This is a genomic window from Leisingera sp. ANG-Vp (assembly GCF_000813725.1).
Taxonomy (GTDB): Bacteria; Pseudomonadota; Alphaproteobacteria; order Rhodobacterales; family Rhodobacteraceae; genus Leisingera.
The window spans coordinates 61,371-87,913 of record NZ_JWLD01000020.1; the positions used below are offsets into that span (position 1 = coordinate 61,371).

Annotated in this window: 27 protein-coding genes; 19 read left to right on the top strand and 8 right to left on the bottom strand. The window is 61.9% G+C overall.

The window, feature by feature from the left end; genetic code table 11:
* Positions 1–14: 14 nt before the first annotated feature.
* Positions 15–338 (bottom strand): Hpt domain-containing protein, encoded by a 324-nt coding sequence (locus RA20_RS07995; protein ID WP_039126528.1) that lies wholly within the window; start codon positions 336–338, stop codon positions 15–17.
* Between the two features lie 188 nt (positions 339–526).
* Here RA20_RS07995 and RA20_RS08000 point away from each other — a divergent pair, with 188 nt between their 5' ends.
* The gene (locus RA20_RS08000; RefSeq protein WP_152618457.1) at positions 527–1,780 is read left to right on the top strand and encodes a PP2C family protein-serine/threonine phosphatase; all 1,254 of its coding nucleotides are present in this window, start codon (positions 527–529) and stop codon (positions 1,778–1,780) included.
* An 80-nt stretch (positions 1,781–1,860) separates the two neighbouring features.
* Here the strand turns inward: RA20_RS08000 and RA20_RS08005 are convergent, their stop codons facing one another.
* Entirely contained in the window at positions 1,861–2,304 is a 444-nt protein-coding gene (locus tag RA20_RS08005) for an NUDIX hydrolase (protein ID WP_039126534.1), read from the bottom strand.
* Between the two features lie 77 nt (positions 2,305–2,381).
* Between RA20_RS08005 and hslO the strand changes: the two genes are divergently transcribed.
* From hslO to RA20_RS08045, 8 genes are all read left to right on the top strand, one after another.
* Positions 2,382–3,368: an Hsp33 family molecular chaperone HslO gene (hslO, locus tag RA20_RS08010; RefSeq protein ID WP_039126537.1), complete on the top strand. Its 987-nt coding sequence runs from the start codon at positions 2,382–2,384 to the stop codon at positions 3,366–3,368.
* On the top strand, positions 3,343–3,978 hold the full coding sequence (locus RA20_RS08015; RefSeq protein ID WP_052248884.1) for a CoA pyrophosphatase: 636 nt from the start codon (positions 3,343–3,345) through the stop codon (positions 3,976–3,978). Before hslO ends, RA20_RS08015 begins: the two co-directional genes overlap by 26 nt.
* Positions 3,969–5,120 carry a CCA tRNA nucleotidyltransferase gene (locus RA20_RS08020; protein ID WP_039126541.1) on the top strand — a complete coding sequence of 384 codons (1,152 nt, stop codon included), beginning with the start codon at positions 3,969–3,971 and terminating at the stop codon, positions 5,118–5,120. Before RA20_RS08015 ends, RA20_RS08020 begins: the two co-directional genes overlap by 10 nt.
* A gap of 221 nt (positions 5,121–5,341) precedes the next feature.
* Positions 5,342–7,180: an ABC transporter ATP-binding protein gene (locus RA20_RS08025; protein WP_039126544.1), complete on the top strand. Its 1,839-nt coding sequence runs from the start codon at positions 5,342–5,344 to the stop codon at positions 7,178–7,180.
* Positions 7,177–9,024: an ABC transporter ATP-binding protein gene (locus tag RA20_RS08030; RefSeq protein WP_039126547.1), complete on the top strand. Its 1,848-nt coding sequence runs from the start codon at positions 7,177–7,179 to the stop codon at positions 9,022–9,024. The genes RA20_RS08025 and RA20_RS08030 overlap by 4 nt, the downstream gene beginning before the upstream one ends.
* Before the next feature lie 54 nt (positions 9,025–9,078).
* Positions 9,079–10,326 carry a class I SAM-dependent RNA methyltransferase gene (locus RA20_RS08035; RefSeq protein ID WP_039126826.1) on the top strand — a complete coding sequence of 416 codons (1,248 nt, stop codon included), beginning with the start codon at positions 9,079–9,081 and terminating at the stop codon, positions 10,324–10,326.
* Between the two features lies 1 nt (position 10,327).
* Positions 10,328–11,137 (top strand): ion transporter, encoded by an 810-nt coding sequence (locus tag RA20_RS08040; RefSeq protein WP_039126550.1) that lies wholly within the window; start codon positions 10,328–10,330, stop codon positions 11,135–11,137.
* 91 nt (positions 11,138–11,228) lie between these two features.
* The gene (locus tag RA20_RS08045; RefSeq protein ID WP_039126552.1) at positions 11,229–11,756 is read left to right on the top strand and encodes a L,D-transpeptidase family protein; all 528 of its coding nucleotides are present in this window, start codon (positions 11,229–11,231) and stop codon (positions 11,754–11,756) included.
* 101 nt (positions 11,757–11,857) lie between these two features.
* On the opposite strand, the gene RA20_RS08050 is transcribed toward RA20_RS08045, so the two are convergent.
* Positions 11,858–12,340 carry a CAP domain-containing protein gene (locus RA20_RS08050; RefSeq protein ID WP_039126555.1) on the bottom strand — a complete coding sequence of 161 codons (483 nt, stop codon included), beginning with the start codon at positions 12,338–12,340 and terminating at the stop codon, positions 11,858–11,860.
* Between the two features lie 170 nt (positions 12,341–12,510).
* Between RA20_RS08050 and RA20_RS08055 the strand changes: the two genes are divergently transcribed.
* Together RA20_RS08055 and RA20_RS08060 are read left to right on the top strand one after the other, a co-directional pair.
* Positions 12,511–13,128: a L,D-transpeptidase gene (locus tag RA20_RS08055; RefSeq protein WP_039126559.1), complete on the top strand. Its 618-nt coding sequence runs from the start codon at positions 12,511–12,513 to the stop codon at positions 13,126–13,128.
* Positions 13,129–13,266: 138 nt separating this feature from the next.
* The gene (locus RA20_RS08060) at positions 13,267–13,449 is read left to right on the top strand and encodes a hypothetical protein (protein ID WP_039126562.1); all 183 of its coding nucleotides are present in this window, start codon (positions 13,267–13,269) and stop codon (positions 13,447–13,449) included.
* Between the two features lie 80 nt (positions 13,450–13,529).
* Here the strand turns inward: RA20_RS08060 and RA20_RS08065 are convergent, their stop codons facing one another.
* The 3 genes from RA20_RS08065 to RA20_RS08075 form a co-directional block, all read right to left on the bottom strand.
* Entirely contained in the window at positions 13,530–16,538 is a 3,009-nt protein-coding gene (locus RA20_RS08065; RefSeq protein ID WP_039126565.1) for an aminotransferase class III-fold pyridoxal phosphate-dependent enzyme, read from the bottom strand.
* A gap of 71 nt (positions 16,539–16,609) precedes the next feature.
* On the bottom strand, positions 16,610–17,671 hold the full coding sequence (hemH, locus tag RA20_RS08070) for a ferrochelatase (RefSeq protein WP_039126568.1): 1,062 nt from the start codon (positions 17,669–17,671) through the stop codon (positions 16,610–16,612).
* Between the two features lie 111 nt (positions 17,672–17,782).
* A complete protein-coding gene (locus tag RA20_RS08075; RefSeq protein ID WP_039126571.1) occupies positions 17,783–18,613 on the bottom strand; it encodes a methyltransferase domain-containing protein in 831 nt (276 codons plus the stop codon).
* Positions 18,614–18,626: 13 nt separating this feature from the next.
* Between RA20_RS08075 and RA20_RS08080 the strand changes: the two genes are divergently transcribed.
* The 4 genes from RA20_RS08080 (at position 18,627) to RA20_RS08095 (ending at position 20,981) form a co-directional block, all read left to right on the top strand.
* A complete protein-coding gene (locus RA20_RS08080) occupies positions 18,627–19,355 on the top strand; it encodes a ComF family protein (RefSeq protein WP_039126574.1) in 729 nt (242 codons plus the stop codon).
* A gap of 82 nt (positions 19,356–19,437) precedes the next feature.
* Positions 19,438–19,695 carry a glutaredoxin 3 gene (gene grxC / locus RA20_RS08085; RefSeq protein WP_039126576.1) on the top strand — a complete coding sequence of 86 codons (258 nt, stop codon included), beginning with the start codon at positions 19,438–19,440 and terminating at the stop codon, positions 19,693–19,695.
* Between the two features lie 15 nt (positions 19,696–19,710).
* Positions 19,711–20,541, top strand: a complete 831-nt coding sequence (locus RA20_RS08090) for a carbon-nitrogen hydrolase family protein (protein WP_039126578.1) — start codon at positions 19,711–19,713, stop codon at positions 20,539–20,541.
* Complete coding sequence (locus RA20_RS08095) at positions 20,541–20,981, top strand: MarR family winged helix-turn-helix transcriptional regulator (RefSeq protein ID WP_039126581.1); 441 nt, start codon at positions 20,541–20,543, stop codon at positions 20,979–20,981. The genes RA20_RS08090 and RA20_RS08095 overlap by 1 nt, the downstream gene beginning before the upstream one ends.
* Positions 20,982–21,274: 293 nt before the next feature.
* Here RA20_RS08095 and ubiG read toward each other — a convergent pair whose 3' ends face one another.
* Positions 21,275–22,021, bottom strand: coding sequence for a bifunctional 2-polyprenyl-6-hydroxyphenol methylase/3-demethylubiquinol 3-O-methyltransferase UbiG (ubiG, locus tag RA20_RS08100; RefSeq protein ID WP_039126584.1), 747 nt, complete (start codon positions 22,019–22,021; stop codon positions 21,275–21,277).
* A gap of 50 nt (positions 22,022–22,071) precedes the next feature.
* Here ubiG and pip point away from each other — a divergent pair, with 50 nt between their 5' ends.
* Complete coding sequence (gene pip, locus RA20_RS08105; RefSeq protein WP_039126588.1) at positions 22,072–23,052, top strand: prolyl aminopeptidase; 981 nt, start codon at positions 22,072–22,074, stop codon at positions 23,050–23,052.
* Positions 23,049–23,894 carry an ABC transporter substrate-binding protein gene (locus RA20_RS08110; protein WP_039126590.1) on the top strand — a complete coding sequence of 282 codons (846 nt, stop codon included), beginning with the start codon at positions 23,049–23,051 and terminating at the stop codon, positions 23,892–23,894. The genes pip and RA20_RS08110 overlap by 4 nt, the downstream gene beginning before the upstream one ends.
* Before the next feature lie 52 nt (positions 23,895–23,946).
* Here the strand turns inward: RA20_RS08110 and RA20_RS08115 are convergent, their stop codons facing one another.
* A complete protein-coding gene (locus RA20_RS08115; RefSeq protein ID WP_039126593.1) occupies positions 23,947–24,885 on the bottom strand; it encodes a c-type cytochrome in 939 nt (312 codons plus the stop codon).
* A 140-nt stretch (positions 24,886–25,025) separates the two neighbouring features.
* Between RA20_RS08115 and RA20_RS08120 the strand changes: the two genes are divergently transcribed.
* A complete protein-coding gene (locus RA20_RS08120) occupies positions 25,026–25,493 on the top strand; it encodes an RNA polymerase sigma factor (protein ID WP_275041457.1) in 468 nt (155 codons plus the stop codon).
* A complete protein-coding gene (locus RA20_RS24580; RefSeq protein WP_052248885.1) occupies positions 25,490–26,239 on the top strand; it encodes an anti-sigma factor family protein in 750 nt (249 codons plus the stop codon). The genes RA20_RS08120 and RA20_RS24580 overlap by 4 nt, the downstream gene beginning before the upstream one ends.
* Positions 26,240–26,543 lie beyond the last annotated feature (304 nt).

Below are 26,543 nucleotides of genomic sequence, written 5' to 3' on the forward strand. Positions count from 1 at the left end.
GCCGGGCTGAGAGGTCAGAATCTTTCCTGCAAACCTGCCAGGAAAACGGCCTTCGAATCGTGAAAACTGGCAATGATGGCAGAGACATCGACGTTTTCGGCATCGCCCTGCGCGGACTTTCGCTCGCCGTCGAGGCACATGTCTGAGAAGTCTGCAAACCCAAGGTTGAGCGCGCTGCCTTTCAGGAAGTGCAAGTTCTGTTCCAGCTGGCTCCGGTCGCTGTCCTGTAGCTTGCCGATGACCTCCTCGACCTCTTCGAGAAAGATTTCAACGACTTCTTCAAAATCTTCTGCCCCAACTTCTTCGCGCAGCTCGGTCACACGCGGCCAGTCAATCATGTCATAGCGTCCTTACGATCTATCGCGATGGGCAATTTCTTAAGTTGATTGCAGTAAAAATATAGTGAAAGAAAGAGGGAAGCTCAAATTTTAGGTTTCACCGCCTGTTAAATTTCTGGACCGATAGTATCACAAGCTCATCTGATTATGCCATTTGTGAGGTGCCTTCGGTGCTGCCAGAAAGTTCGATGGACAACGAGGACCACACAGTGGCCGGATCAATACGCCGTGTGCTGGTTGTCGACGACAGCCGGCTTCAGAGACGCATCCTTGTGGCCTCTCTCAAGAAATGGGGATTTGAGGTTGTCGAGGCCGAGAGCGGCGAGGCGGCGATGGAGATCTGTCAGGCAGAAACCCCGGATCTGATCCTCAGCGACTGGATGATGCCGGGCATGAACGGGCTGGAGTTCTGCCGCGCCTTCCGCAACCGTTCCAGCGAAGATTACGCCTATTTCATCCTGCTGACCTCCAAGAGTGAGAAGAACGAGGTTGCCGAGGGCCTGGACGCCGGCGCCGATGATTTCCTGACCAAGCCGGTCAGCTCGGATGAGCTGCGTGCGCGTATTTCTGCAGGTGAGCGTATTCTGCGGATGCAGCGGGAACTCTCCGAGAAGAACCGCATTGTGTCAGAGACGCTGGGCGAGCTGCAGCGGGTTTACGACGCAATCGACAAGGACCTGATCCAGGCCCGCAAGATCCAGGAATCGCTGGTGCCGGAGCTGTCCAAAGATTTTGGCTCCTCCACGGTCAGCTTGCTGCTGAAGCCCTGCGGCCATATCGGCGGTGACCTGGTGGGCATGTTCTCTCCGGGGGTTAATCGAATTGGGTTTTATTCGATTGATGTCTCGGGCCACGGCATCACGTCTGCAATGATGACGGCGCGTTTGGGCGGCTATCTGTCCTCGAACTATTTCGATCAGAACGTCGGTATGGAGAAGCGGTTCAACCGGTTCTACGCCCTGCGGCAGCCCGAGGAAGTGGCCAGCCTGCTGAATGCACGGCTGATCGCGGACACCGGCATCGAAGAATACTTTACCATGGCCTATTGCATCGCCGACCTGCGCAGCGGGGTGGTCAAGATGGTGCAGGCCGGCCACCCGCATCCGCTGCTGCTGCGGCAGAACGGCGAGCTGGAGTTCATCGGCAAGGGGGGCGTGCCGGTGGGGCTGGTGCCGGATATCGGGTACAGCCAGGAAGAATTCACCATGGAAAAGGGCGACCGGCTGCTGTTGTTCTCCGACGGTTTCACTGAGGCGCGTCTGGAAGACGGTTCAATGCTGGAGCCCGAGGGCCTGCTGGAGCTGGTGGGTAAATGCAGCTCTGATCAAAGCGGCAAGGAATTCCTTGACGATCTCTACTGGCATCTGACCCAGGTGATGAGCAAGGAACACGGCCTTGAGGATGACGTCTCGGCAACACTGTTCGAATATCAGGGACCGTAACTTCTTCTTTCCGCATGCTGTCAGACATCCCCCGGCCGTAGCTGGGATTTTGTGTTTTTAGAGGGTGCTTTGGCAGTGACTTACAGACGCGCAGCCAGTTGCGCGGCGAAATGGCGGTCGCCGGCATTGCCTAGCCGGATTGCTGCTTCCTGCGGGAGCATCCACAGCGCTTCGTGATCTTCTTCCAAGGGCGGTCCAACCTGGCGCAGCGGCCGGGCCACATAGATGTGGCACAGTTTTTCTGCCCAAAGATCATACTCTGGCATATAGGCGAAGCGCCGGAACACGCCCAGCTTTCGCGGCGTTGAAATCTTCCAGCCGGTTTCCTCGTAAACCTCGCGGTGCAGGGCAGGGATAGGCGACTCGCCCGGATCGATGCCGCCGCCGGGAAGCTGGATGTCGGGGTCCGGATCATACTGGCAGGTGACCAGCAGCTTGCCGTCCCGCGGCAGCAGCGCATAGGCGCCGGGGCGTCTGCGGTAGGTCTGGCCCTTCTGCGGCGTCTCGCCAAATCGTCTGATCACCGGCCGGCCCCTTCACTCTGCTGCCGTTTCTCCTATATAGCCCCGGTATGCCAATCCCCGGCGCGTAAGGAAACCCCATGACTATTGGTTCGAAAATCGCGTGGGACGACACCGTCCTGCCCTTCCAGCTTGATGCATCCGACATGCGCGGCCGCGTAGCGCGGCTGGACGGTGTTCTGGATGGTATCCTGAAACAGCACGACTACCCGCCGATGGTCGAGGCGCTGGTTGCCGAAATGGCGCTGCTGACCGCGCTGATCGGCCAGACCATCTCGCTGCGCTGGAAACTGTCGCTGCAGGTGCAGTCCAAGGGGGCGGTGCGGATGATCGCCACCGACTATTACGCGCCGCAGAAAGAGGGTGAGATCGGCCAGATCCGCGCCTATGCCAGCTTTGACCGCGACCGGCTGACGGACGGCGATCCGTTTGAACAGGTGGGCGAGGGTTACTTTGCAATCCTGATCGACCAGGGCAACGGCACCCAGCCCTACCAGGGCATCACGCCGCTGTCCGGCGGTTCGCTGCGCGCTTGCGCCGAGGCGTACTTCGCCCAGTCCGAACAGCTGCCGACCATGTTCAAGCTGAGCTTTGGCAAGTCGGCCGAGCCGGGTGTGCCCGAGCACTGGCGCGCCGGCGGTGTGATGCTGCAGAGCATGCCGAAGGCGTCGCCTTTTGCAGCGCAAGGCGAAGGCTCCGGTGAGGTTCTGCAAGCCAGCGATTTGGTCTCCGGCGACGAGGAAGAGAACTGGAATCGGGTCACCATGCTGCTGAATACGGTGGAAGCGCTGGAGCTGATCGGCCCGTCGGTCACGCCGACTGATCTGCTGATCCGATTGTTTCACGAGGAACAACCGCGGGTCTATGACTTCCAGCCGGTCCGTTTCGGCTGCACCTGCTCGGAAGAGCGCGTGCGCCAAAGCCTGTCGATCTACTCGTCCAAGGACATTGAGAAGATGACCACGGATGACGGCCGGGTGACTGCCGACTGCCAGTTCTGTGGCGCGCATTACGATCTGGACCCGGCCTCGCTGGGGTTTGATGCGGAAAACCCGCCCAGTGCGTGAGACCGCGCTGGATCTAACCAACAGACTTGCCGCCGCGCTGGGCAAACAGGGCGGCGGCTCCTCTGACTTTGACCTCAACCCGGGCACCGTGCTGCCGGAAGGGCGCAAGCTGCGGCCTGCTGGAGTGCTGGTGCCAATCTCCCTTGCCGCTGGCGCACCGCGGCTGATCCTGACCAAACGGTCCTCGGCGCTGAAGCACCACCCCGGCCAGATCGCCTTTCCCGGCGGCAAGGTGGATGCCGGCGATAAGGACGCCTGCGCCGCCGCGCTGCGCGAAGCCTGGGAGGAGATCGGCCTGCCGCAGGCACTGCCGGAGATCGTCGGCTGTCTGCCGGAGCATGAGACGGTCACCGGTTTCTCGGTCACTCCCGTTGTTGCGCTGATCCGGGACGGTTTTACCTCCCGTCCGGAAGCGGGCGAAGTGGCAGAGGTGTTTTCGGTGCCGCTCTCCCACGTGCTGGATCCGGAAAACTACATTATCGAGTCCCGGCGCTGGCGCGGCACCCGCCGCCGCTACTATACCGTACCCTATGGCCCCTATTACATTTGGGGTGCGACCGCGCGGATGCTGCGCGGGCTTGCGGCACGGATGGAGAGTTCATGCGGATAGATCAGCCTTGGCTGAATGACCCGGCAACCCAGGCGGTTTGCAAAGCGGTAACGGCAGACGGGGCGCAACTGCTGTTTGTCGGCGGATGCGTGCGGAATGCGCTGCTGGGAGAGCCAGTGTCGGACATGGATATTTCGACCGACGCCCTGCCGGATCAGGTCATGGAGCTGGCGGCGCGCGCTGGCATCAAAGCCATCCCGACCGGTATCGACCACGGCACCGTAACGCTGGTGAAGAACGGTATTCCGCATGAAATCACCACTTTCCGCAAGGATGTGGCCACGGATGGCCGCCGCGCGGTGGTGGCGTTTTCGAAAGACATCACCGAGGACGCCCGCCGCCGCGACTTCACCATGAATGCGATCTATGCGCGCCCAGGCGGGGAAATTGTCGATCCGCTTGGCGGAATAACGGACCTGAAGGCGCGCCGGGTGCGTTTCATAGGCTCTGCGGAAAACCGCATCCGGGAGGATTATCTGCGGTCTTTGCGCTATTTCCGGTTTCATGCCTGGTATGGCGATCATGCCGAGGGGTTCGACGCAAACGCACTGGCCGCCATTGCAGCAAACCTGGACGGATTGGCGACTTTGTCCAAAGAGCGCATCGGGGCCGAGCTGCTGAAACTTCTGGCAGCGCCGGACCCTGCGCCCTCTGTCGCGGCGATGCGGCAATCCGGCGCTCTGATCCATGTGCTTCCCGGTGCGGACGACCGTGCGTTGGCTCCGCTGATTCATTTGGAAGGTGACCGGGCTGCCTCCCCCATCCGGCGGCTTGCCGCGCTGGGCGGGGAGGGGGTTCAGGAAGCCCTTCGGCTCAGCAAAGCGCAGGCGGCTCATCTGGCTGCAATCCGGGACGCTGCGGAGGGCACTGCTGGAGCAGGGGAACTGGGCTACAGACTGGGTGCAAAGCAAGCCTTGGATGCGCTGCTTCTGCGTGCTGCCTTGCTCGAGCAGCCGGTTTCGCCCGGTTTAGAGCCTGATGTTGCGCTGGGTGCAGATGCTGTCTTTCCGGTGAAAGCCCGTGATCTTCTGCCGGACTACAAGGGTCCTGCGCTGGGTGCGGCCTTGAAAAAGCTAGAAGCTGACTGGATCGCTTCGGGTTTCGCTCTGAGCCGCGAAGAGCTGCTCGCCTCCCTCCGCTGACACACGCTGTCAGCAGCGTCACAACCGCAGGGGGGTGACAAAGCAAAAAATCTTGCTTAAGCCTAGGGCAGCCACCACATGACGGGAGGAATGCTGATGTATTACGGGATTTGGTTTCTCTAACGCCTGAGACCTAGCCCCGTTTGGGACGTGGGAGCCTTGGGCGGCCCGCTGTCTTCATCTGTATTCCTAAATAATGCTCGAACGCCTGGAGCACCCGCATGTTTCGCTTTTTTGAAAACCTCATTGATCCTTATTGCGCCTACCCTGAAACCGACACGCCGCCGACACGGCTGTGGCCGTTTCTGCGCGGCTATTCCAAGCCGTTCAAAACTGTTTTTGTCCTGACCGCTCTGATGTCGGTGATCGTCGCCGCGATTGAGGTCGGGCTGATCTATTACATGGGCCGGGTGGTGGACATCATGTCCGGTACGCCCGAACAGGTCTGGGAGACCTACGGCACCGAGCTGATCCTGGTGGCCCTGTTCATCCTGCTGCTGCGGCCGCTGATCCAGTTTCTGGACGTGGTGCTGCTGAACAACGCAATCCTGCCGAACTATGGCACGCTGATCCGATGGCGGGCGCACAAGCATGTTCTGCGCCAGTCTGTTGGCTGGTTTGAGAACGATTTTGCCGGCCGGATTGCCAACCGGATCATGCAGACGCCGCCTGCGGCGGGAGAGGTGATCTTTCAGGTCTTTGATGCGATCACTTTTTCGCTGGCTTACCTGGTCGGCGCGGCAGTGCTGCTGTGGGTTGCCGACGTGCGGCTGATGCTGCCGCTGGCGATCTGGTTCGGCCTCTATGCTCTGCTGGTGATGTGGACCGTCAAGCGGGTGGGGCCGGCCAGCCAGGCGTCCTCGGATGCGCGTTCGACTGTGACGGGGCGTGTGGTCGACAGCTACTCCAACATCCACTCGGTCAAGATGTTTGCCCATCACGACCACGAGCTGACCTATGCGCGCGATGCGATCGAAAACACCCGTAAGACCTTCCAGGCAGAGATGCGGATTTTCACTGTCATGGATGCGGCGCTGGTTACGCTGAACGGGCTGCTGATTGTCGGCGTCGTCGGCTGGGCGGTGATGCTGTGGATGCAGGGCACAGCCTCGGTTGGCCTGGTGGCAGCGGCAACGGCGCTGACCCTGCGGCTCAATGCGATGACGGGCTGGATCATGTGGGCGCTGACCTCCTTCTTCCGCCAGCTGGGCGTTGTGGCCGAGGGCATGGAAACCATCGCCCAGCCTATCGACCTGGTGGATGCCGCCAATGCCGACCCTTTGCGGCTGGCCGAGGGAGAGATCGAGTTGCGCAATCTTTCGCACCACTACGGGCGCGAGGCCGGCGGGCTGGACAGGATCAGCATGACCATCCAGCCGGGAGAAAAGATCGGCCTGATCGGGCGGTCGGGGGCCGGCAAGTCGACGCTGGTGAAGCTGCTGCTGCGCTTCTATGACGCTGAAAGCGGCCAGATCCTGATCGACGGCCAGGACATCCGTGCGGTGACGCAGGACAGTTTGCGCAGCCGGATCGGCATGGTGCAGCAGGACAGCGCGCTGATGCACCGCTCGGTGCGGGACAACCTGCTGTATGGCCGCCCTGATGCCACTGAGGAGCAGATGATCGCGGCTGCCAAGCAGGCCCAGGCGCATGAGTTCATCCTCGATCTGGAGGATCCGCAGGGCCGCAAGGGCTATGACGCCCATGTGGGTGAGCGCGGGGTGAAACTGTCGGGCGGCCAGCGCCAGCGGGTGACGCTCGCGCGGGTGATCCTGAAGGATGCACCCATCCTCGTGCTGGACGAGGCGACCTCGGCACTGGATTCCGAAGTGGAAGCGGCCATTCAGGAAACTCTCTATGGCATGATGCAGGGCAAGACGGTGATCGCTATTGCACATAGGCTGTCCACCATCGCGCAGATGGACCGTATCCTGGTGATGGATCAGGGCCGTATAGTTGAAGAAGGCACGCATGAGGCGCTATTGGAAGCGCAGGGGCTTTATGCACAGCTCTGGGCCCGCCAGTCCGGCGGCTTCCTGAACATCGAGGCAGCAGAATGAACATTGGCAATCTGATCGACGCCTTCCGCCCGGCCGAGGGGCCGCCGCCGCAGCGGCTGGGGGCCTTCCTGCGCTGGTGCCTGTCCGGTGCCTGGCCGATGCTGTTCATGGCAGCAGCATTTTCGGCGCTGGCCGGCGGGATGGAGGCGGGCACCGCCTTTATCCTCGGCATGGTGATCGACACCGCCATTGCCAGCGGGCCCGAGCAGTTCTTTTCCGCGGGCAACGTGGCGGTGATCGCACTGGCGCTGGGCTTCTTCCTGTTTGTGCGCCCGGTGCTGTTTGGACTGTCTGCTGCTTCGAACGCCATCGTGGTGCAGCCCAATGTGAACCCGCTGGTGCTGTCGCGGCTGAACCGCTGGACGCTGGGCCAGTCGGTGCGGTTTTTCGACGACGATTTTGCCGGACGGATTGCCCAGAAACAGATGCAGACAGCCACGGCGGTGACTTCTGTCACCACTGAGATGATCAATGTGGTGGCCTTTGCTCTGGCCTCGCTTGCGGGTTCTTTGGCCTTGTTAGGCTCTATCGATTGGCGGATCACTGGTGTGTTTCTGGCCTGGCTGATCGGCTACTTCGCGCTGATCCGCTGGTTCCTGCCGCGCGTGCGCAAACGTTCCGGTGCGCGGGCCGGCGCGCGGGCGATGGTGACGGGCCAGGTGGTCGACTCGATCACCAACATCAAGACGGTGAAGCTGTTTGCCCATGCCGATCACGAAGAACGCACGGCGCAGGACGCCATGGTTTCCTTCCGGGAGAAGTCGCTGGACTTCGGCTATCTCTCGGCCAGCTTCCGCTTCTGCCTGATGTGCCTGGCCGGTGTTCTGCCGGTGCTGCTGATCGGTGCGACCCTGTTTCTGTGGCAGTCGGGCACGGCCACCGAAGGTGACATTGTCGCTGCCGGCGCGGTCTCGATCCGTATTGCCCAGATGACCGGCTGGGTCAGCTTTACGCTGATGGCGATCTATTCCAACGTGGGCGAGATCGAGAACGGGATGAAGACCCTTTCGGTGCGTGAGCGGGTCGAGGATACTCCGGATGCTGCGGAGCTGCAGGTCAGCGAGGGCGGCATTGTCTTTGACCAGGTGGAGTTTGCCTATGGCCGCGACGTAGGCGGGGTGCAGGGCATCAGCCTGACCATTCAGCCGGGTGAAAAGCTCGGTATTGTGGGCGCATCAGGGGCCGGGAAATCGACCCTCGTGTCGCTGCTGCTCAGGCTCTATGACGGGGAAAAAGGGCAGATCCGGATCGATGGCCAGGATATTTCCGGCGTTACTCAGAATTCGCTGCGCAGCCGGATCGGCATGGTCACCCAGGAAACCGCGATGTTCAACCGTTCGGCGCGGGAGAACATTCTGTACGGACGGCCCGATGCCTCGGAAGAAGAGCTGATCGCCGCGGCGGAAAAAGCCGAGGCGCATGATTTCATCACCGAGCTGGAAGACGGGCAGGGACGCCAGGGATATGACGCCTATCTGGGTGAGCGCGGTGTAAAGCTCTCGGGCGGCCAGCGGCAGCGGATTGCGCTGGCGCGCGCCATCGTGAAAGACGCGCCGATCCTGGTGCTGGACGAGGCGACATCGGCACTGGATTCCGAGGTTGAGGCCGCAATCCAGGCAGCGCTGCACCGGGTGATGGACGGCAAGACCGTGCTGGCGATTGCGCACAGGCTGTCGACGCTCAGCGAGATGGACCGGATCATTGTGATGGAGAAGGGCCGGATTGCCGAATGCGGCAGCCACGAGGAGCTGCTGGCCCAAGGCGGGCTTTATGCTCAGTTCTGGGCACGGCAGTCGGGCGGCTTTATCTGCACCGATGACGACGCGGCTGAGGCAGCTGAATAGAATTCCCCGTTCATTTTGCTTTTGCTGGGCCATGTGCCGCGCTATGGAGCGGCCATGACTGACGCAGCCAGAACCACAGCAAAGATCAGCCGACTGGGTCATCAGGGTGATGGCGTGGCCAACGGCCCCCTGTTTGCCCCGCGTACCCTTCCTGGCGAAACCGTTTCCGGCATCGCCGATGGCAGCCGCCTGACCGGTATCCGGATCGAGACCCCGTCCGAGCACCGGGTGCAGCCGCCCTGCCGTCATTATAAATCTTGCGGCGGCTGCCAGCTGCAGCACGCCAGCGATCCCTTTGTGGCGGAGTGGAAGACCGATGTGGTGCGCACTGCGCTGACGGCGCAGGGGCTGGAGACTGAGTTCCGCCCCATCCGCACCTCGCCGCTGCGTTCGCGCCGCCGTGCGACGCTGGCGGTGCGCCGCACCAAGAAGGGGGCGATGGCCGGGTTTCATGGCCAGGCGTCGGATGTGATTACAGAAATTCCCGATTGCCAGTTGCTGGAGCCGGCATTGATGGCGGCGGTTCCAGTGGCCGAAGCGCTGGCTCTGGCCGGCGCCAGCCGCAAGACTCCGCTGGCGGTGACCGTCACCACCTCGGATGCCGGGCTGGATATGCTGGTCAAAAACGGCAAGCCGCTGGATGGGCCTTTGCGCATTGAACTGGCGCAGCTGGCGGAGAAGCACCGGATTGCCCGGCTGACCTGGGATGATGAACCGGTTGCGATGGAGCAGCCTCCGGTGCAGCCCTTTGGCGCGGCCCGTGTCTGCCCGCCGCCGGGCGCCTTTTTGCAAGCCACCCGCGAGGGCGAGGATGCGCTGCTGGCAGGGGTGCTGGAAATCACCAAAGGGGCCAAGCGGATCGTTGACCTGTTTGCCGGCTGCGGCACCTTCACGCTGCCCCTGGCGCAGCACGCCGAGGTGCACGCGGTGGAAGGCGAGCGGGAGATGGTGGAGGCACTGGATGCCGGCTGGCGCAAGGCGCAAGGGCTGAAGAAAGTCACCACCGAGGCGCGCGATCTGTTCCGCAACCCGCTGCTCCCTGAAGACCTGAACCCCTTTGGTGCGGCTTTTGATGCTGCGGTGATTGACCCGCCGCGGGCCGGCGCTGAGGCGCAGACCGCACAGCTGGCCAAGGCGCGCACACCGGTGATTGCTTATGTCTCCTGCAACCCGGTGAGCTTTGCCCGTGACGCAAAGGCCCTTGTCTCGGCGGGCTACAGCCTTGATTGGGTGCAGGTTGTTGACCAGTTCCGCTGGTCGGCCCATACCGAACTGGTTGCGCAATTCACTTTGGAAGACTGAGATGACCGATACCCAAGCGACACCTCCAACCGGCCGCCTGGCCGCTATCCTGGACAGCGACCGCTTCGGCCGGTTCATTACAGCTGTCATCCTGGTCAATGCGGTTACCTTGGGATTGGAAACGGCGCCTTCGGTGATGGCCAAAATTGGCGGGCTGATTCACCTGATCGACTACATCTGCCTGTCGATTTTTGTGGTGGAGATTCTGGCCAAGCTCATCGTGCGGCGGCACCGGTTTTTCCTAAGCGGCTGGAACGTGTTTGATTTCGTGATCGTCGGCATTGCGCTGGCGCCCGGCACCCAAGGGCTGTCGGTGCTGCGGGCGCTGCGGATTTTGCGGGTGCTGCGGGTGATCTCGGTGGCGCCGCGGCTGCGCCGGGTGGTTGAAGGCTTTATCACCGCGCTGCCGGGTATGGGATCCGTGTTCCTGCTGATGGCGATCATCTTCTACATCGGCTCGGTGATCTCGACCAAGCTGTTCGGCCAGGACTTCCCGGAATGGTTCGGCGATCTGGGCCTCAGCGCCTATTCTCTGTTCCAGATCATGACCTTGGAAAGCTGGTCGATGGGGATCGTGCGTCCGGTGATGGAAGTGCATCCGCATGCCTGGGCGTTCTTCGTGCCCTTCATCATGGTGACGACCTTTGCGGTGGTGAATCTGCTGGTCGGCCTGATTGTGAACTCGATGCAGGATGCCCATGGCGAAGAAGAAGGCGAGCGGACCGATGCCTACCGGGATGAAGTATTGACCCGTCTGGCGGCAATCGAGCAGAAGCTGTCCGGCCCGTCTGCCCAGGACAAGGAGCCTTGAGCGAAACCGAAAGCAGGAAAATGTGAATTTTCTTAATGCCGGTTTCGCGGTATGGGCTGGTTAGAGGCAAATAAGAACTACAGGCTCAACAATGGACAGAAGGGCATTTGGAATCGGTGCCGCGGCCAGCTTGGCGCTGGCGGGCTGCAGCAATGCGGCCAGCACAGTCAGCAGGTTCAAGACGTACAACGGGCCCCAGGTCACTTCCGTGGTGATCAACAAGGGCGCGCGCAAACTGTACTTGCTGCACAATGATGAGATCCTGCGGGAGTACGAAGTTGAACTGGGATTTGCGCCGCTGGGGCATAAGCAGTTCGAAGGCGATGGCAAAACCCCGGAAGGCACATATCTGATCGACCGGCGCAATCCGAACAGCAGTTACCACTTGTCGGTAGGGATTTCTTATCCCAACGGGCAGGACAGGGCCCACGCCCGGGCCCAGGGGAAACGGCCGGGCGGCGAAATCTTTATTCACGGCCAGCCGAACAACACCAAGGAGCGCAAGCGGGCAGCCCGGGTGGACGACTGGACTGCGGGTTGCATTGCCGTGACAAATGAAGAGATCGAGGAGATCTATGCGATGGTGCAGAACGGCACCACCATCGCACTGCGGCCCTGATCAGATGCCGGGGGCGCTCCCGCGCCTGCAGATGCGCCGGCTTGGCCGGCCCATCTTGGCAGACTTGGGCCTGGCGCCGCGCTGACGCACGGCGCGGCAGCTCAATTGGCCATGACCATTGTCCACCAGATTTTGCCGTTGTCTTCCTGGAACCAGGAGAAGCCCATGTTCACAGCCTTGGGGTCAAGGATCACCGCGCGGGTCGCGGGCTGTTCCAGCCAGGCGGTCAGCGTTTGCTGCTCATTCTCGTAAGTTTCCGAGATATTCTCGCCCAAAAGCGTGCCGGAGTAGCCCGCACGGGCAATCCGGTCCAAGGGAGAGGAGCCGTCGGAGCCGAAGTGCCAGGGCCGGTTCTGCACCGACATGTCGCGGGAGTGGGTGGCAGCGGCGGCGGTTAATTCTGCATTCAGCTGAACGGTTTGCGCGCCTGCGGCCTGGCGCAGGGCATTGACGGAATCAAGCATCCGGATCTGCACCTTGTCGGCATTCCGAATCCTGTAAGCGCCGCCGGTTTCGGTTGCCGGCGTGCAGGCCGCGGCAAGGGTCAGGATTGCAGCAGCTGCCAGCAGAAAAACACGTTTCATTTTGCTCTCTCGCTCCGTCAGATGCCGTTGGACTTATCCTTCCTGTGGCAGAGGTGCAAATGCGCCGGCAGAAATATGCGGATTGGTCGGCCGGATTGATTTGCGACTGCGGCTTTCCGGTCATAAAATGCGGCAACCTTGGATCCAGATTGCGTGAATTGGAAAGAGTGATGTCCCGAAATCCGTTTGACAACCTCAGCAGGCGGCAGTTCCTTGCCGGCACTGCAGCTGTGATATCTACCCCCGTCCTGGCGCAGGAAGAAGCAGAGGAAACACAGCAGGCTTTTGATCCGCTGCGCCCGCCGCCGGAACCTGAACCGCCGGTTCAGCGCAACATTTCCGCATTCCGAGCCAAATCCTGGACGCCCTACTTCGACAATCTGCGCAACGGAGCGATTCTGGTCGATATCGACAGCCGCGCGCTGCACTACTGGTCCCACGATGAAAGCATCTACAAACTGTTTCCGTCCTCGGTGCCGCTATCGGATGATCTGACCCGCCGCGGCCGGACCACAATCACACGCAAGGTCGAGGGGCCAAGCTGGGCGCCGACACCCAATATGCGCAAACGCAATCCGGAATGGCCGGCCTTTATTCCGCCGGGCCCGGATAATCCGCTTGGCAGTCATGCGCTGTATCTGAGCTGGAAATACTACCGGATCCACGGCACCCACGACACGCGTAAGATCGGCCGCAAATCCTCCAACGGTTGCATCGGTCTTTACAATGAGCATATCGCCGAATTGTTCAGCCTGGCCAAAGTCGGCACGCAGGTGTTGCTTATTTGACGACACGGGTCCGGGCGCTAAGCTGTTAACTATAACAAGCAATTGCAATCCCGCATTTTTGCTGGTTAGAAAAAATTACGAGGTAAGTCTTGGGTGCGTGGTTCAGTTGTTTGATCCGCGCAAATTCTGGAGGTTAACATGAAAAAACTCGTTATCGCCGCTGCGCTGACTGCTGCTGCTTCGACCGCCACTGCTGGCAACCTGTCCGAGCCGGTTGTTGAACCGCCGGTCATCGTGGAAGAAGCTCAGGGTTCTTCCAGCGGCATCCTGCTGCCGCTGCTGCTGCTGGTCCTGATCGGCGCAGCTGTTGCATCGAACTAATTTCGATACACGGTTACAGAAAAGGCGGTGGTTTCCCACCGCCTTTTTTGTTGCCTGATTGCAGGAGGTGAAGGGGCCTGTCAGGCCGCCTCCACTTCGGTAAGCACGCCGTCCAGAACGGTGATGATCATCTCCACATCCGCTTCTTCGATGGTCAGCGGCGGCCGGATTTTCAGAATGCTGTCTTTGGGTCCTTCGCTGCCGATCAGGATGCGGTGGTCGCGCATCCGGTTTTTAATGTAGGAGCAAATTTCTGTGGCCTCTGACCCGTCAGGGTTGATCAGCTCCAGACCGAGGAACAGCCCCATGCCGCGAACGTCGCCAACGCAGGCATGCTTTTGCTCCAGTGCTTTCAAAGCCTCAATCAGCTTGCCGCCCATCACACGGGCATTTTTCTGCAGGCCTTCGTCGTCAACGATGTCCAGCACTTCCTTGCCAGTCCGGCACGAGAGTGTAGAGCCGCCAAAAGTCGAGAAGAACTCTGGCCCCTGGGCAAAGCTTTCGGCAATCGCCTTCGTTGTTACAAGAACGCCTAGCGGGTGGCCGTTGCCGATGGGCTTGCCCATCACCACGATATCCGGCAGCGCGCCTTGGTGTTCAAAGCCGAAGTAGTAATCGCCCAGACGGCCAAGGCCGGTTTGCACTTCATCGGCAATGCAGATACCGCCCGCAGCGCGGATCTTTTCATAGACGGCAGGCAGGTAGCCCTTGGGCGGGATGATCTGACCGCCAACCGACGGGAAGGTTTCGGCGATGAAGCCGGCAACACCGTGGCCTCTTTGCTGAAGGCTTGCGATGGCCGGATCCACCAAGCCGGCAAATTTTTGAGCACGCTCCGGATCATCGCGGCGGAAGGAGCCGCGGTAGTCATCGGCAACCTCTACCAGCTCAACCCAGTCGGACTGGCCCACGCCGCCAGGTTTGTTGAACTTGTAGGCGGAGATGTCTATCGCGCCGGTGGTGTTGCCGTGATAGCCGTGATCAGGGGTCACCATACCCTTGGCACCGGTGTGGGCCCGGGCCAGACGGAGAGCCAGCTCGTTGGCCTCAGTACCGGAGTTCACGAAGAAGCATACCTCGAAGTGGTCCGGCAGTTTTGACAGGATTTTGTCTGCAAAGGCGGTTTGCGCCGGGTGCAGATAGCGGGTGTTGGAGTTCATCCGTTTCAGCTGGTCCGCCGCGACGGCCTGGATGCGGGGATGGGCGTGGCCGACGTGGGGGACGTTGTTGTAGGCGTCCAGATAGGGCCGGCCCCATTCGTCGAACAAATGGTGCTTCCAGCCGCGCACCAGCATCACCGGGTCGTTGTAGGTGAGGCTGAGGTTGCCGCCGAAATGAGCGCGGCGGCCAGCCAGAACTTCGCCCTTGTCAGTGGGGTGGTAGCGGACTTTTTCATCCGGCAGGTTCAGCAGGGCTGCCGGGTTCGGGCAGATCGCGCGCCACATGTACATCTCGTCAGGATCGCCGACGCCGGGCCAGTCTGCCTCGATGCCTTCGGTGGTCAGAGCAAGCTGGAAGTGCACATGCGGCGCCCAGCCGCCGTTTTGGCCGGGATCGCCCAGGCGGCAGAATTCCTGCCCTTTCTCCACCACGTCACCGGGTTTCAGCCGGTCGAGGAATTCGGGGTTCAGATGTCCGTAGAGCGTATAGAACGGGTCGCCTTCCGGCGTTTCGTGTCGCAGGATGATGACCCCGCCATAATCCAGATGCCCGGCACGGTACTCAGCCACAAAAACTTCACCGCGCAAGGGGGCGAACATCGGCGTCCCTGCAGGCGCAAAGGCGTCAACAGCCAGGTGCACCGTACGGCGGTCGCTGGCCTTCCACGGCCCCTTGCGGAAAGCCGGCTCCGCATAGATCAGCCGCGGTTCGTGGTAATAGCCGAGCCAGATGCGGCCGTTGTCCTCGAACTCCTCGCCGACCTTGGCGGCCTCCTCCAGTGGCATGTGGAACGGGTTCTGCGGCCAGGTGGAGTGTTCTACAGAAAGCGAGCCCATTGGCGCATCCGCCAGATCCGCGCCCATAAGCGGGGCGAAATTGCCGCGTTCCTGTTCCAGCCAGGCCATCACCCGATCAGCGCCTTCCACCACCGGCAGGCCGCAGGCGGCGCGCAGCCGGGCGTTCAGCAGACCGCTGTGCAATGCAGTACCTTCGAGGAACCGCCAGGCAGGTGCCTGCGAGATGGTGACATAGGGATCGCCGGGGTTGTCCGCCGCCATCAGAGTGGAGTTCACTACGCTCACCGCAAGGCGGGCCCGCAGCAGAGGCCAGACCATATCCGCTTCGGCGGAAGTCAGCGGATACACCTCATGATAGCCCGCCACTAGCGCCGCAAGGGCCGCTTCAGGCGAAGGGTGGTCCAATACGATATAGGCCGCAGCAATCGCCAGATCGCAGATCCGCGGCGCGGCGCACATGTCGCCCAAGTCAATGAGGCCGGATACGCGGCGCGGCGCGCCCAGATCACCTGCGACCATGATGTTGTAGTCATTGGCGTCGTTGTGGATAGCCTGTTTTGGAAGCTTGCTTAGAACAGGCTCCAACTTGGCGAAATCAGCGGCAATGTCCTCCAGAATCGCTCGGCGCGCGGGATCGCCGATGCAGGAGAGCTGATCCGTGATCCAACCCGCGCGCATCAGGTCCCATTTGAAATCGCGCTCTAGCCCTTTGTGCTGGAAATCCGCCAGCGCCTTGGCAGAGCCGCCCAGAACCTGGCCGATTTCACGGATCAGCGCATCGCTTTTGGGTTCAGCCTTGGCATAGCAGCGGCCAGGCAGCTGGTTCAGAAGCCAGACCAGCCGCTGCTTGCCGTCTTCGTCTGCGATACTCAGCAATGATTGACCGTCCATCGAGGTGATCACCCGCGGACAGGGCAAATCAGGCTGGCGTTCGGCGATATGCTCAAACGCCTTCACCTGCATATCGACCAGCCAGGTCTCGCAACCGGGGCGCATGGCTTTCAGGATGTACCCCTGGCCATCCGCCCCTTTGGCTAGGAAATTCAGGTCGTATTCCCCGTCCAGGCGGGTCAGTTCCGCCTCGATGCCCCAATGCTGTTTCAGGGCGGCCGCCCAATGCGCAAGCGTCATCCAAACTCTCCCCGGTCTGCCGGTGTGCCCGGCGATCCAATATTGGATCCTATTTGGACCGGGACGGGCGTTTAGTCCAGCCAGCCTTTCAGGTTCTGCTCGATAACGCCTGTCAGTGCCGCAACGTGATCCTCATCATCGTTGAGGCAGGGGACATAGAGGAAGTCCTCGCCGCCTGCGTGCTCAAAGCTCTCGCGGATCTCTTCGTTGATTTCTTCCAGCGTTTCGATGCAATCGGCGGAGAAAGCCGGCGCGATCACCGCGATGTTCTTCTTGCCCTCTTTGGCCAGCGTAGCGACGTGATCGACGGTATAGGGTTTCAGCCATTCTTCGGGGCCGAATACCGACTGGAATGTGGTTGTGATCTGGGTGTCGTCCCAGCCCAGCCGTTCCTTTAGCAGCCGCGTCGTCTTCTGGCACTGGCAATGGTAGGGATCGCCCTGCATCAGATAGCGTTTGGGCATCCCGTGGTAGGAGACCACCAGGATGTCCGGGCGTTTTTCCGCCGTGGCATAGGCATCCTCGACCGAACGCGCCAAGGCGTCGATATAGGCGGGCTGGTCGAAATAGGGCTCGATGGTGCGGGCCGCGGGCTGCCAGGGCTCCTCCATCAATGCGCGGAAGAACTGGTCGTTGGCTGTGCCCGAGGTGGCGCCGGCGTACTGTGGGTAGAGCGGCACAAACAGGATCTTCTGACAGCCGGCCTTCACCATTTCCCGCACCTTGGATTTGGTCGACGGATTGCCGTAGCGCATGCAGAAATCGACCATTACCTGATCGCCGTAGCGCGCTTTCATCACCTCGGCCATCTTGGCGGTCTGGTCCTTGGTGATGGTCATCAGGGGGCTCTCGCCCTTGTCGTGATTCCAGATCGATTTGTAGGCCGCACCCGAGGAAAACGGCCGTTTGGTCAGGATGATCAGCTGCAAGAGCGGCTGCCACTTCCAGGACGGGTAGTCGATCACCCGCTTGTCGGACAGGAACTCGCTCAAGTACCGGCGCATGGGCCAGTAGGAGTAATCGTCCGGAGTGCCGAGGTTTGCCAGCAGGATGCCGGTTTTCTCTGCTGCGACCTTGGGATGATCGGCAGGAGCGTGGGCAGGGCAATTGGCGGTCTGGGCGGCGTCCAGCATGGGCAGGTCCTGTGGGGCTTGGAATTCGGTGAACGAGGGGAAGTTACTGTCTTTACGGGCGAAAGGCCAATTGGATCACATTGGCGCAGCCATAGCTGCAGGTTATCGGGATCAGAGCTTGGATTCCGGTACTTTCAGCGCATCGGCCAGCCGCATCTGCGCCGAGCCGGGACGCAAAGGTTTCTGCTGGCTGTCCGAGGGCGACCAGCCGGTGAGGCAGACCAGCTCGAAAGTTGCGGGCAGGCGGCCTTCGGCATTGGCGAAGTGTTCGCGGTAGATGTGGTCTGCCAGCTGAAACAGCGCCCGCGGCGCTGGGCGTTTCAGGCGCTGGGCAAGGGCGTTGGTCTCGCCCATGCCGCGCAGATCATGGATCAGGTGGGTCAGGTCGCGGTATTCGGCTGTGAGCGGCACCAGATCAGCCACCGGCAGGGCAAACCCCGCCCGCTGCAGCAGGCCGCCCAGGTCGCGGATTTCTCCCATCGGGGCAATGCGCGGTGACAGGCCGCCCATCACGATGGTCTCTGCCTCGGCCATGGCGGCGCGCAGCTCGCGCAGGGTCTGGCCGCCCAGCAGGACGACCAGCAAAAGCCCGTCTTCCTTCAGCGCGCGGCGGCATTGGATCAGCTGGCCGACCGGGTCATTGGCCCAATGCAGGCTCATGGCATGGATCACGACGTCATGCGCGCCAGCTTCCAATGCCAAAACATCGTCGTCCTGGACAACTTTGGCTCCGGGCGCGAACCCGTCCCAGACTTCCGGGAACGGGCAGACCACGGCAGGCGCCGTAAAGGTTCTGTTAACCAAGCTCAGGCGATCCTCAACCTCGTCGCGTGCCATCTGATGCAGGAACATTGCGTCCGCGCGCCTGCGGGCACGGCGGGCTGCCAAAGTGCGGCGGTCGAAAAGCTGCTGAGGCGCCTGGCTTCCGGGTGCTTGTGTCATGGGGGCTATTTAGATGCTGCTGGCCGGGATTCAAACCGCTGTTTCGCTGATTTACCCGTCGCAATGCATGAGCTGCGGCGGTCTGGTCGATAGCGACTTCGGCCTTTGCGGCGCCTGCTGGGCGGACATGCACTTTATCAGCGGCACAGTATGTGAGGCCTGCGGGGTGCCTCTGCCGGGGGAAGCGGATGGTTTCCGGCTGGAATGCGACAGCTGCCTGCGTCACCCGCGGCCATGGAGCCAGGGGCGCTCGGCGTTGCTTTACGAAGGGCAGGGGCGCAGGCTGGTTCTGGGCTTGAAACACGGCGACCGGACAGAGATTGCGCAGACAGCAGCGGGATGGCTGGAGCGGTTGGCGCAGCCGCTTTTGCGGGATGATCCGCTGCTTTGCCCGGTGCCGCTGCATTGGACCAGGCTGCTGAAGCGCAAGTACAACCAGTCGGCTCTGCTGACCGATGCGTTGGCGAAACGCAGCGGCTTGGAGCATTGCCCCGATCTGTTGCTTAGGACACGCAAGACACCAGCGCTCGAGGGCAAGACGCGGGACCAGCGCTATCAGCTTCTGGGGCCGGCGATCACGGCGCATCCGCGCCGGCAGGAGCGGATCAAGGGCCGCGCTGTCCTGATCGTGGATGACGTGATGACCTCCGGCGCCACCCTCAGCGCCTGCACCGATGCGTGCCTTCTGGCGGGCGCGGCGGAGGTGCGCGTTGCAGTGCTGGCCCGGGTCACGCAAGCGTGAGGCAATGAGCCGCCCTCTGGCAATTGTTGCAATGAGACCCCAATTCCTCCAAAACCTTGCAAACCAGATCATGGGGTCCTGAATGAAAACCGTCGAAATCTACACCTCGCCTCTCTGCGGCTTTTGCCACGCGGCCAAACGGCTGCTGAACCAGAAGGGTGTCAGCTTTTCCGAAGTCAACGTGCTGGCAGAGCCGGGCCGCAAGGCCGAAATGATCGAACGTGCCAATGGCGGCCGCACCGTGCCGCAGATCTTTATCGGCGATACCCATGTCGGCGGCTGCGACGATCTTTATGCGCTGGAGCAGGCGGGCAAGCTCGACCCGCTGCTGGCGGCCTAAGTCCGGAGAACAGACATGCGCACAGCTCTGCTGCAGATGACATCCACCGACATCCCGGCTGAAAACCTGGAAACGGTGAAAGCGATGATGGCAGAGGCTGTACGCGGCGGAGCTGGCTTTGTGCTGACGCCCGAAGTCACCAATTGCCTCTCCGGAAGCCGCACCCATCAAAACGGTGTGCTGTGCCACGAAGAGGACGACCCGATCCTGGCCGCCCTGCGGGATGAAGCTGCCAAACACGGCATCTGGCTGCTGCTGGGCTCGCTGGGAATCAAGACGCACGACGATGACGGCCGCTTTGCCAACCGGCAGTTCCTGATTTCCCCGGAAGGGGACATCAAGGCGCGTTATGACAAGATCCACATGTTCGATGTGGAGGTCACGCCCGAGGAAACCTATCGCGAATCCGACGGCTACCGCCCGGGCACCCAGGCGGTTGTGGCGGAAACACCCTTTGCCAATATCGGGATGACCATCTGCTATGACGTGCGTTTCCCGCATCTGCACCGGGCCTTGGCCAAGGGCGGCGCGCAGATCATCACCGCGCCGGCAGCGTTCTCATATGTGACCGGTGCTGCGCATTGGCATTCGCTGCTGCGCGCCCGTGCGATCGAGACCGGCTGCTTTGTGCTGGCTCCGGCCCAGACCGGCAAGCACCCTGCTTCCCGCGGGCCAAGCCGCAAGACCTATGGCCATTCTCTGGCCGTGGCGCCCTGGGGCGAGGTGCTGGCCGATGCCGGTCAGGAACCGGGCGTAACCTTCGTTGATCTCGACCTCGAAAAAGTGGAAGAAGCACGCAAGCGCGTGCCTTCCCTGACCCACGACCGGGAGTTTGACGGACCCTGATGGATGAGACCAATTCCCTGGCGGTATCGCTGTTCAGCGAAATACTCATGGCTGACCAGCTGGCCCGGTCACGGCTGAGCAAAGTGCTGCCCAAGGGAATGGAGCTGTCGCATTTCTCGGTGCTGAACCATCTGGCCCGCGCTGGGCTGGAACGCTCGCCCGCGCAGCTGGCCAAGGCATTTCACGTGACCCGCGGCGCGATGACCAACACGCTGAACAAGCTGGAGGTGGCCGGCTACATCCATGTCCGCCCAGACTGGGACGACGCGCGCCGCAAGATGGTGGCGATCAGCCCGGCCGGCAAACAGGCCCGCGACGCGGCACTGGCGGGGATTATTCCAGTGATTTCTGAGGTGGTTGGCGAGCTGGGAAGCGACCGGGTCCGCGCGACACTGCCTATTCTGCGTGAGCTGCGCGGCAAGCTGGAAGAAAGCGGCTGAACCCGGATTGGTTTCCTAAGTGCCGAAAAAATAAGAAGGACGCCTGCAAGCAGGCGCCCATCTTCCCCATCGATCCCCATCAATCCGTGAGTGGCGGTTAGAAAACCTCTGGGCGGACCCACCAGCAACGGTGGCAAGCATTCACTCAGTTTTGGAGCTTTGCCCCTTGCAGACCGGATAGTATTCCAAATCTGCTATCTGACGATAACAAGCACGGCCCGTGCGCTAAAGAGCGCATAGGGATTACCACCTATCCTTAAGGATAGAAGTGCGCAGATTTTAACGTCCGGCTGTCACCCAGGCTTCACGCTGGCGGTGACATAGTTCACCGACAGGTCGCGTTCGGAAATCGACCAGTTCCAGGTGATCGGGTTGAACACGAACCCTTTGCGGTCGACCGGGCTGAGGTCCGCGTTGCGCAGAAGTTCGAACAACTCATCCGGGGTGATGAACTTGGACCATTCATGGGTGCCGCGCGGCAGCCAGCGCATGATCACTTCGGCACCGACAATTGCCACCGCAAAGCTTTTGGGGTTGCGGTTGATGGTGGAGCAGATCAGCAGCCCGCCGGGTTTCAGCAGCTGCTGGCTGGCGGTGAGGAAACCCAGCGGATCGGCGACATGCTCCACCACTTCCATGTTCAGCACCACATCAAACTGTTCGCCTGCCGCGGCGAGGGCTTCGGCGGTGGTGTGGCGGTAGTCGATCTCCAGACCGGACTGCTCCGCATGGATTCGGGCGACCGGCAGATTGCCTTCGGCGGCATCGGCACCGATCACGGTGGCGCCCAATCGCGCCATCGGTTCGCTCAGCAGCCCGCCGCCGCAGCCGATATCCAGCAGGCGCAGGCCTTCGAACGGGCGCTGTGACGTGAGGTCGCGGCCGAACTCGCCGGCGATCTGGCTGGTGATATAGTCCAGGCGGCACGGGTTTAGCATATGCAGCGGCTTGAACTTGCCGTTCGGATCCCACCACTCCGCCGCCATCGCCTCGAATTTGGCGACTTCCGCAGGGTCGACTGTGGATTGATGCGCTTGCATTCCTGTCTCCGTGTGCTCTTTTGTAGTCTGACGTTTCACTAAGGTCAGTAATGGATAGATACCCGGACCAAAAGCGCGCTGTGCATTATCTTTACCCGCCGGTCGAGCCCTTTGACCAGCGCATGATCGACGCAGGCCAGGGCCACCGCATATATGCCGAGCAAAGCGGCAATCCCAATGGCATTCCCGTGATCGTGTGCCATGGCGGCCCCGGCGGCGGCAGCAGCCCGGCAATGCGGCGGTATTTCGATCCGGATGTGTACCGAATCATCCTGTTCGACCAGCGCGGCTGCGGCCGCTCGCGCCCCTATGCCTCCTGCGAGGACAACACCACCTGGCATCTGGTTGCCGACATGGAACTGATTCGCCGCCAGTTCGGCATCGAGTCCTGGATCCTGTTCGGCGGCAGCTGGGGGGCGACCCTGGCGCTGATCTATGCCCAGACCCACCCGGACCGGGTGCAGAACATCATCCTGCGCGGCGTCTTCCTGATGACCAAGGGCGAGCTGGACTGGTTCTATGGCGGCGGCGCCGGCAAGTTCTGGCCCGAAACCTGGGCCAAGTTTGTGTCGCTGGTGCCGGATTCCGAACGCGGCGACATTATTGCGGCCTACAACAAGCGGCTGTTTTCCGGGAACCTGGACGAGGAAGTGCGCTTTGGCCGGGCCTGGTCTGCCTGGGAGAACGCGCTGGCCTCGGTGCATTCCAATGGCCAGAGCGGCGAAAGTCCCGGCGACTATGCCCGCGCCTTTGCCCGGCTTGAAAACCACTATTTCATCAACCACGGCTTCCTGGACTACGACGGCCAGATCCTTGCCAACATGGGGCGGATTTCGCACATCCCCGGGATCATCGTGCAGGGCCGCTATGACATGATCTGCCCGCCATCCTCTGCCTGGAAATTGAACGAACTGTGGCCAAATGCGGAGTTGAAGATGGTGCGCAATGCCGGCCATGCTTTGTCGGAGCCGGGAATCAGCGCTGAGCTGGTCCGGGCGATGGACCGGATTGCAGGGGAGCTTGTCCGATGACGCGCATCGACCGCCGCGCGCTGTTTACCTCGGGTGCTGCAGCCGCCTTGCTGGCGGCGGCCGGCGGGTCGGTCAATGCTGCGCCCAAGGCCGGCGGTGTGCTGCGCCTGGCGGTGCCGCGCGACGGCGGCATGCTGGAACAGGCGGCCCGCGGCGCAGTCTATGACACGCTTACCGAAATTGCCCCCGACGGAGTGCTGCGCGGCGAGCTGGCCACGGCCTGGCATTCCACGGCGGATGCCAAGACCTGGACCTTTGAGTTGCGCGAAGGCGTGGCGTTTCATGATGGCACTCTGCTGACGGCGGAGGACGCGGCCGCGTCGCTTGCCACTCAGGGGATCACCGGAGCAGAGGTGCAGGCTGTCACGGCGCTGGGCAGCCGGCAGTTGCTTGTCGAACTGGCGCAGCCCAATCCGCATCTTCCCTATCTGCTGGCCGGCGCTGATCAGATGATTGCTCCCGGCGGCGCGTTGCCGGTTCCGCTGGCCGAGGCCGTTGGCACCGGCTGCTACAAGGTGGAACGCGGCCAGGAAGGCCGTCATTTCCGTGCCTCCAAAGTGGCTGATCACTACAAATCCGGCACGGCCGGCTGGGCGGATACGGTTGAGATCATCGTGATCCCCGATGCCGCAGTCCGCGCCGAGGCGCTGCGCGACGGTTATGTCGACGTGGCCGCTCTGCCGGAGCCGCGCGGCCTGCTGAAACGGGGCGAGTTCCTGTATCATCCCTCGTCCAGCGACATGGCGCTTGCGGCCCGGCACACTGTTGGCATTCCCCGCAAGGTGGGCCAGCGCTCAGCGCTGGACGATGGCCGCATCGCCGAACGCTGGTGGCTGGCCTAGGCACGCAGTTTGGGGGAGGTCTTTTGGCGGCCGTCCCCCCTGCTCGATATTCTCAGCTTTCCTGACGGATGTAGGCGATCACGTTCTGGATATCCTCGTCCTTTTTCAGCCCGCGAAAGCCCATGCGGTTGCCCGGCACCACGCCCTTGGGATCGGCCAGGAAGGCCGCAAGCTGATCTTCGCTCCAGGTCAGGTTGGCCTCCTGGAAGGCGCTTGAGTATTTGAACCCGTCGGCGGCGGCTGAACCGGTGCCGATGATGCCGTGCAGGCTGGGGCCGGCACCGTTCTTGCCTTCGTCAAAGCTGTGGCAGGCCTGGCATTTGCGGAACACTTTCTTGCCTTTGGCCGGATCGCCGGCGAGTGCAACTTCAACCTCTTCCTGGACGGGTGCCGCCTGCGCGGTGTCGCCATCGCTTTCAAAGACAAAGCGGGCCGTCACAGGAACTGTGCGGGTAATGCCCGGCAGCTTGGCCAGCTCCTGCAGAATGTCGACGCCTTTGGTGAGCCCCGCATCCTCGACGCCCAGAAACAGCAGATCGTTGGTCGAGACCATCACCTTGCGCTCCGACAGGCGGGCAACGAACATTTCGGTTTCCACTGCAATTTCACGGCCCAGAAGGCTTAGCTTGCCCTCCACATCCGCCACCATCGTGCCGGCGGCGGGCAGGGCCTCCAGCGCGGCTATGTCGACCTGCGCGGTCAGCGTCGCCTCAGCCGCACCTTTGAACACATGTTCGATCATCCGCTCGTTGCGGATATCGATGAAAGTCTCCACGGAGGGCAGCGAAATCGATACGCTCACCGCGCCGTCCTTGCTCACCGTGCCGGACAGCTCCTCGAAACTGTTCACTTCACCGACGCTGTCCTTCTTGATCGAGCCATATGCGAGTTTGGAGCTGGCGCCGTCCAGCACCCAGCCGCCTGCCAGCGCTGCCTGGCCTGCCAATACGAGCGCTGCAACAGAAACGCCACGAAACAGTGAGTTGAGCATCCTATGTCCTTCCGATTATCAATGTCTTTGTGGCGCGGCGTTTCGGCCGGCCCTGGGATCAAAACACGGCAGGAGCGCGGATTATTCGCTGGTTCGGCAAAAAATCGGCTGAGGACGAGATCCGGGAGGGGATAAGCCCCCTGTACCCGCGGCTGTGGCGGTTCTGCCTGATGCAGACCGGCCGGCGCGACCGGGCGGACGATCTGGCGCAGATGACCTGCCTGCGCGCGCTGGAAAAACATGCGGGCTATGAGGCGGGAACGCATCTGGACCGCTGGCTGTTCCGCATGGCGCACCGGCTGTGGCTGAATGAGCTGCGCGCGACGGCTGTGCGCACCGGCGGCGGGCTGGTGGCGCTGGAAGAAACCGAGATCCCGGATCAGCGCGCAAACACGGAAACGAATATTTTTGCCCGTGAGGTGTTTTCAAAGATAGGGGAACTGCCCGAAAGCCAGCGGGTCACGGTTCTGCTCGTCTATGTCGAAGGCTTTGCCTACAAGGAGGCGGCGGAAGTCCTGAATGTCCCCATCGGCACGGTGATGAGCAGGCTGGCGGCCGCCCGCAAGAAGATCGCGGCAGAGCTGTCGGAAACGGAGACGGGAACATGAATGAAGCGCAAGCGGCATTCACAGACGAAGAGCTGACGGCCTATCTGGACGGTGAGGCCGACGCCGCTCTGCGCGATCGGGTTGAGCTTGCGCTCACCTCCGATGCCGCGCTGGCGCAACGGCTGCAGGCGCTTGATTTGCCGGTGGCGGCTTTGCGCGATGCGTTCTCGCCTGAGGCGCTGGGCGCGCCGCAAATGCCCGAGACGCTGATTCCTGCTCCACGTGAAACCCGCACTCCGCTGCGGCTGGTGGCCGGGCTGGCGCTGGCTTTTGGCCTGGGCGTGCTCTCCACCTATCTGCTGCAGCCGGGACCGCAGCCCGTCAAGGCGCCGGGCTGGAAGGCGGTCGTTGCCTCTTACCAGTCGCTCTACATCACCGACACCGTGGCCAATGCCAAGCAGTCGCCCGATGCGGCCGCAGAAGTGCTGGCCGGGTTCGGCAGCGGCCACGGCGTTGACCTGTCCCCGGCGCAAACCGTCGCGGGGCTGGAGTTCAAGCGCGCGCAGCTGCTGGGATTCAAGGGCAAGCCACTGCTGCAAATGGCCTATCTCGGCCCGGACGGCGTGCCGGTGGCTTTCTGCATCACCCGCTCTTCTGGTGATGACAAGCCGATGCAAAGCGAGGTTCTGGCCGGCATGGCTGCGGCCTCCTGGGTCAGCGATGGTGTTGGATATCTGGTGATTGGCGGCCAGGATCAGGGCTTTGTCGACGCCGTCGCAGAGGATATCCGCGGCAAACTGGGGTAAGAGCCTGCAAAGCATGTACCGCCCGGCGGCACGCCGGGCAGCGCCCGACCCTCCCCACGGGAGGGCGCTTTCGCACCCGCCCAGGGTCGGGCGCTGCCCTTAGAATTCTCTCATTCAGGTGCTATAAATGCCTTGCCGCTGCACATATCGGCATCCCCCCTTGCAGATTCGCCCAAACCCGCCTATATGCCTTTGACAACAGCGGCGCGTTGAACCTCTGGCTCAAGGCTCCACCGGGAATTTCGACGGGCCGCGCGCCCGTTTTTTTGTGTTTGCAGGCCCGGCCTGCGCGCGCCAAGTGGAG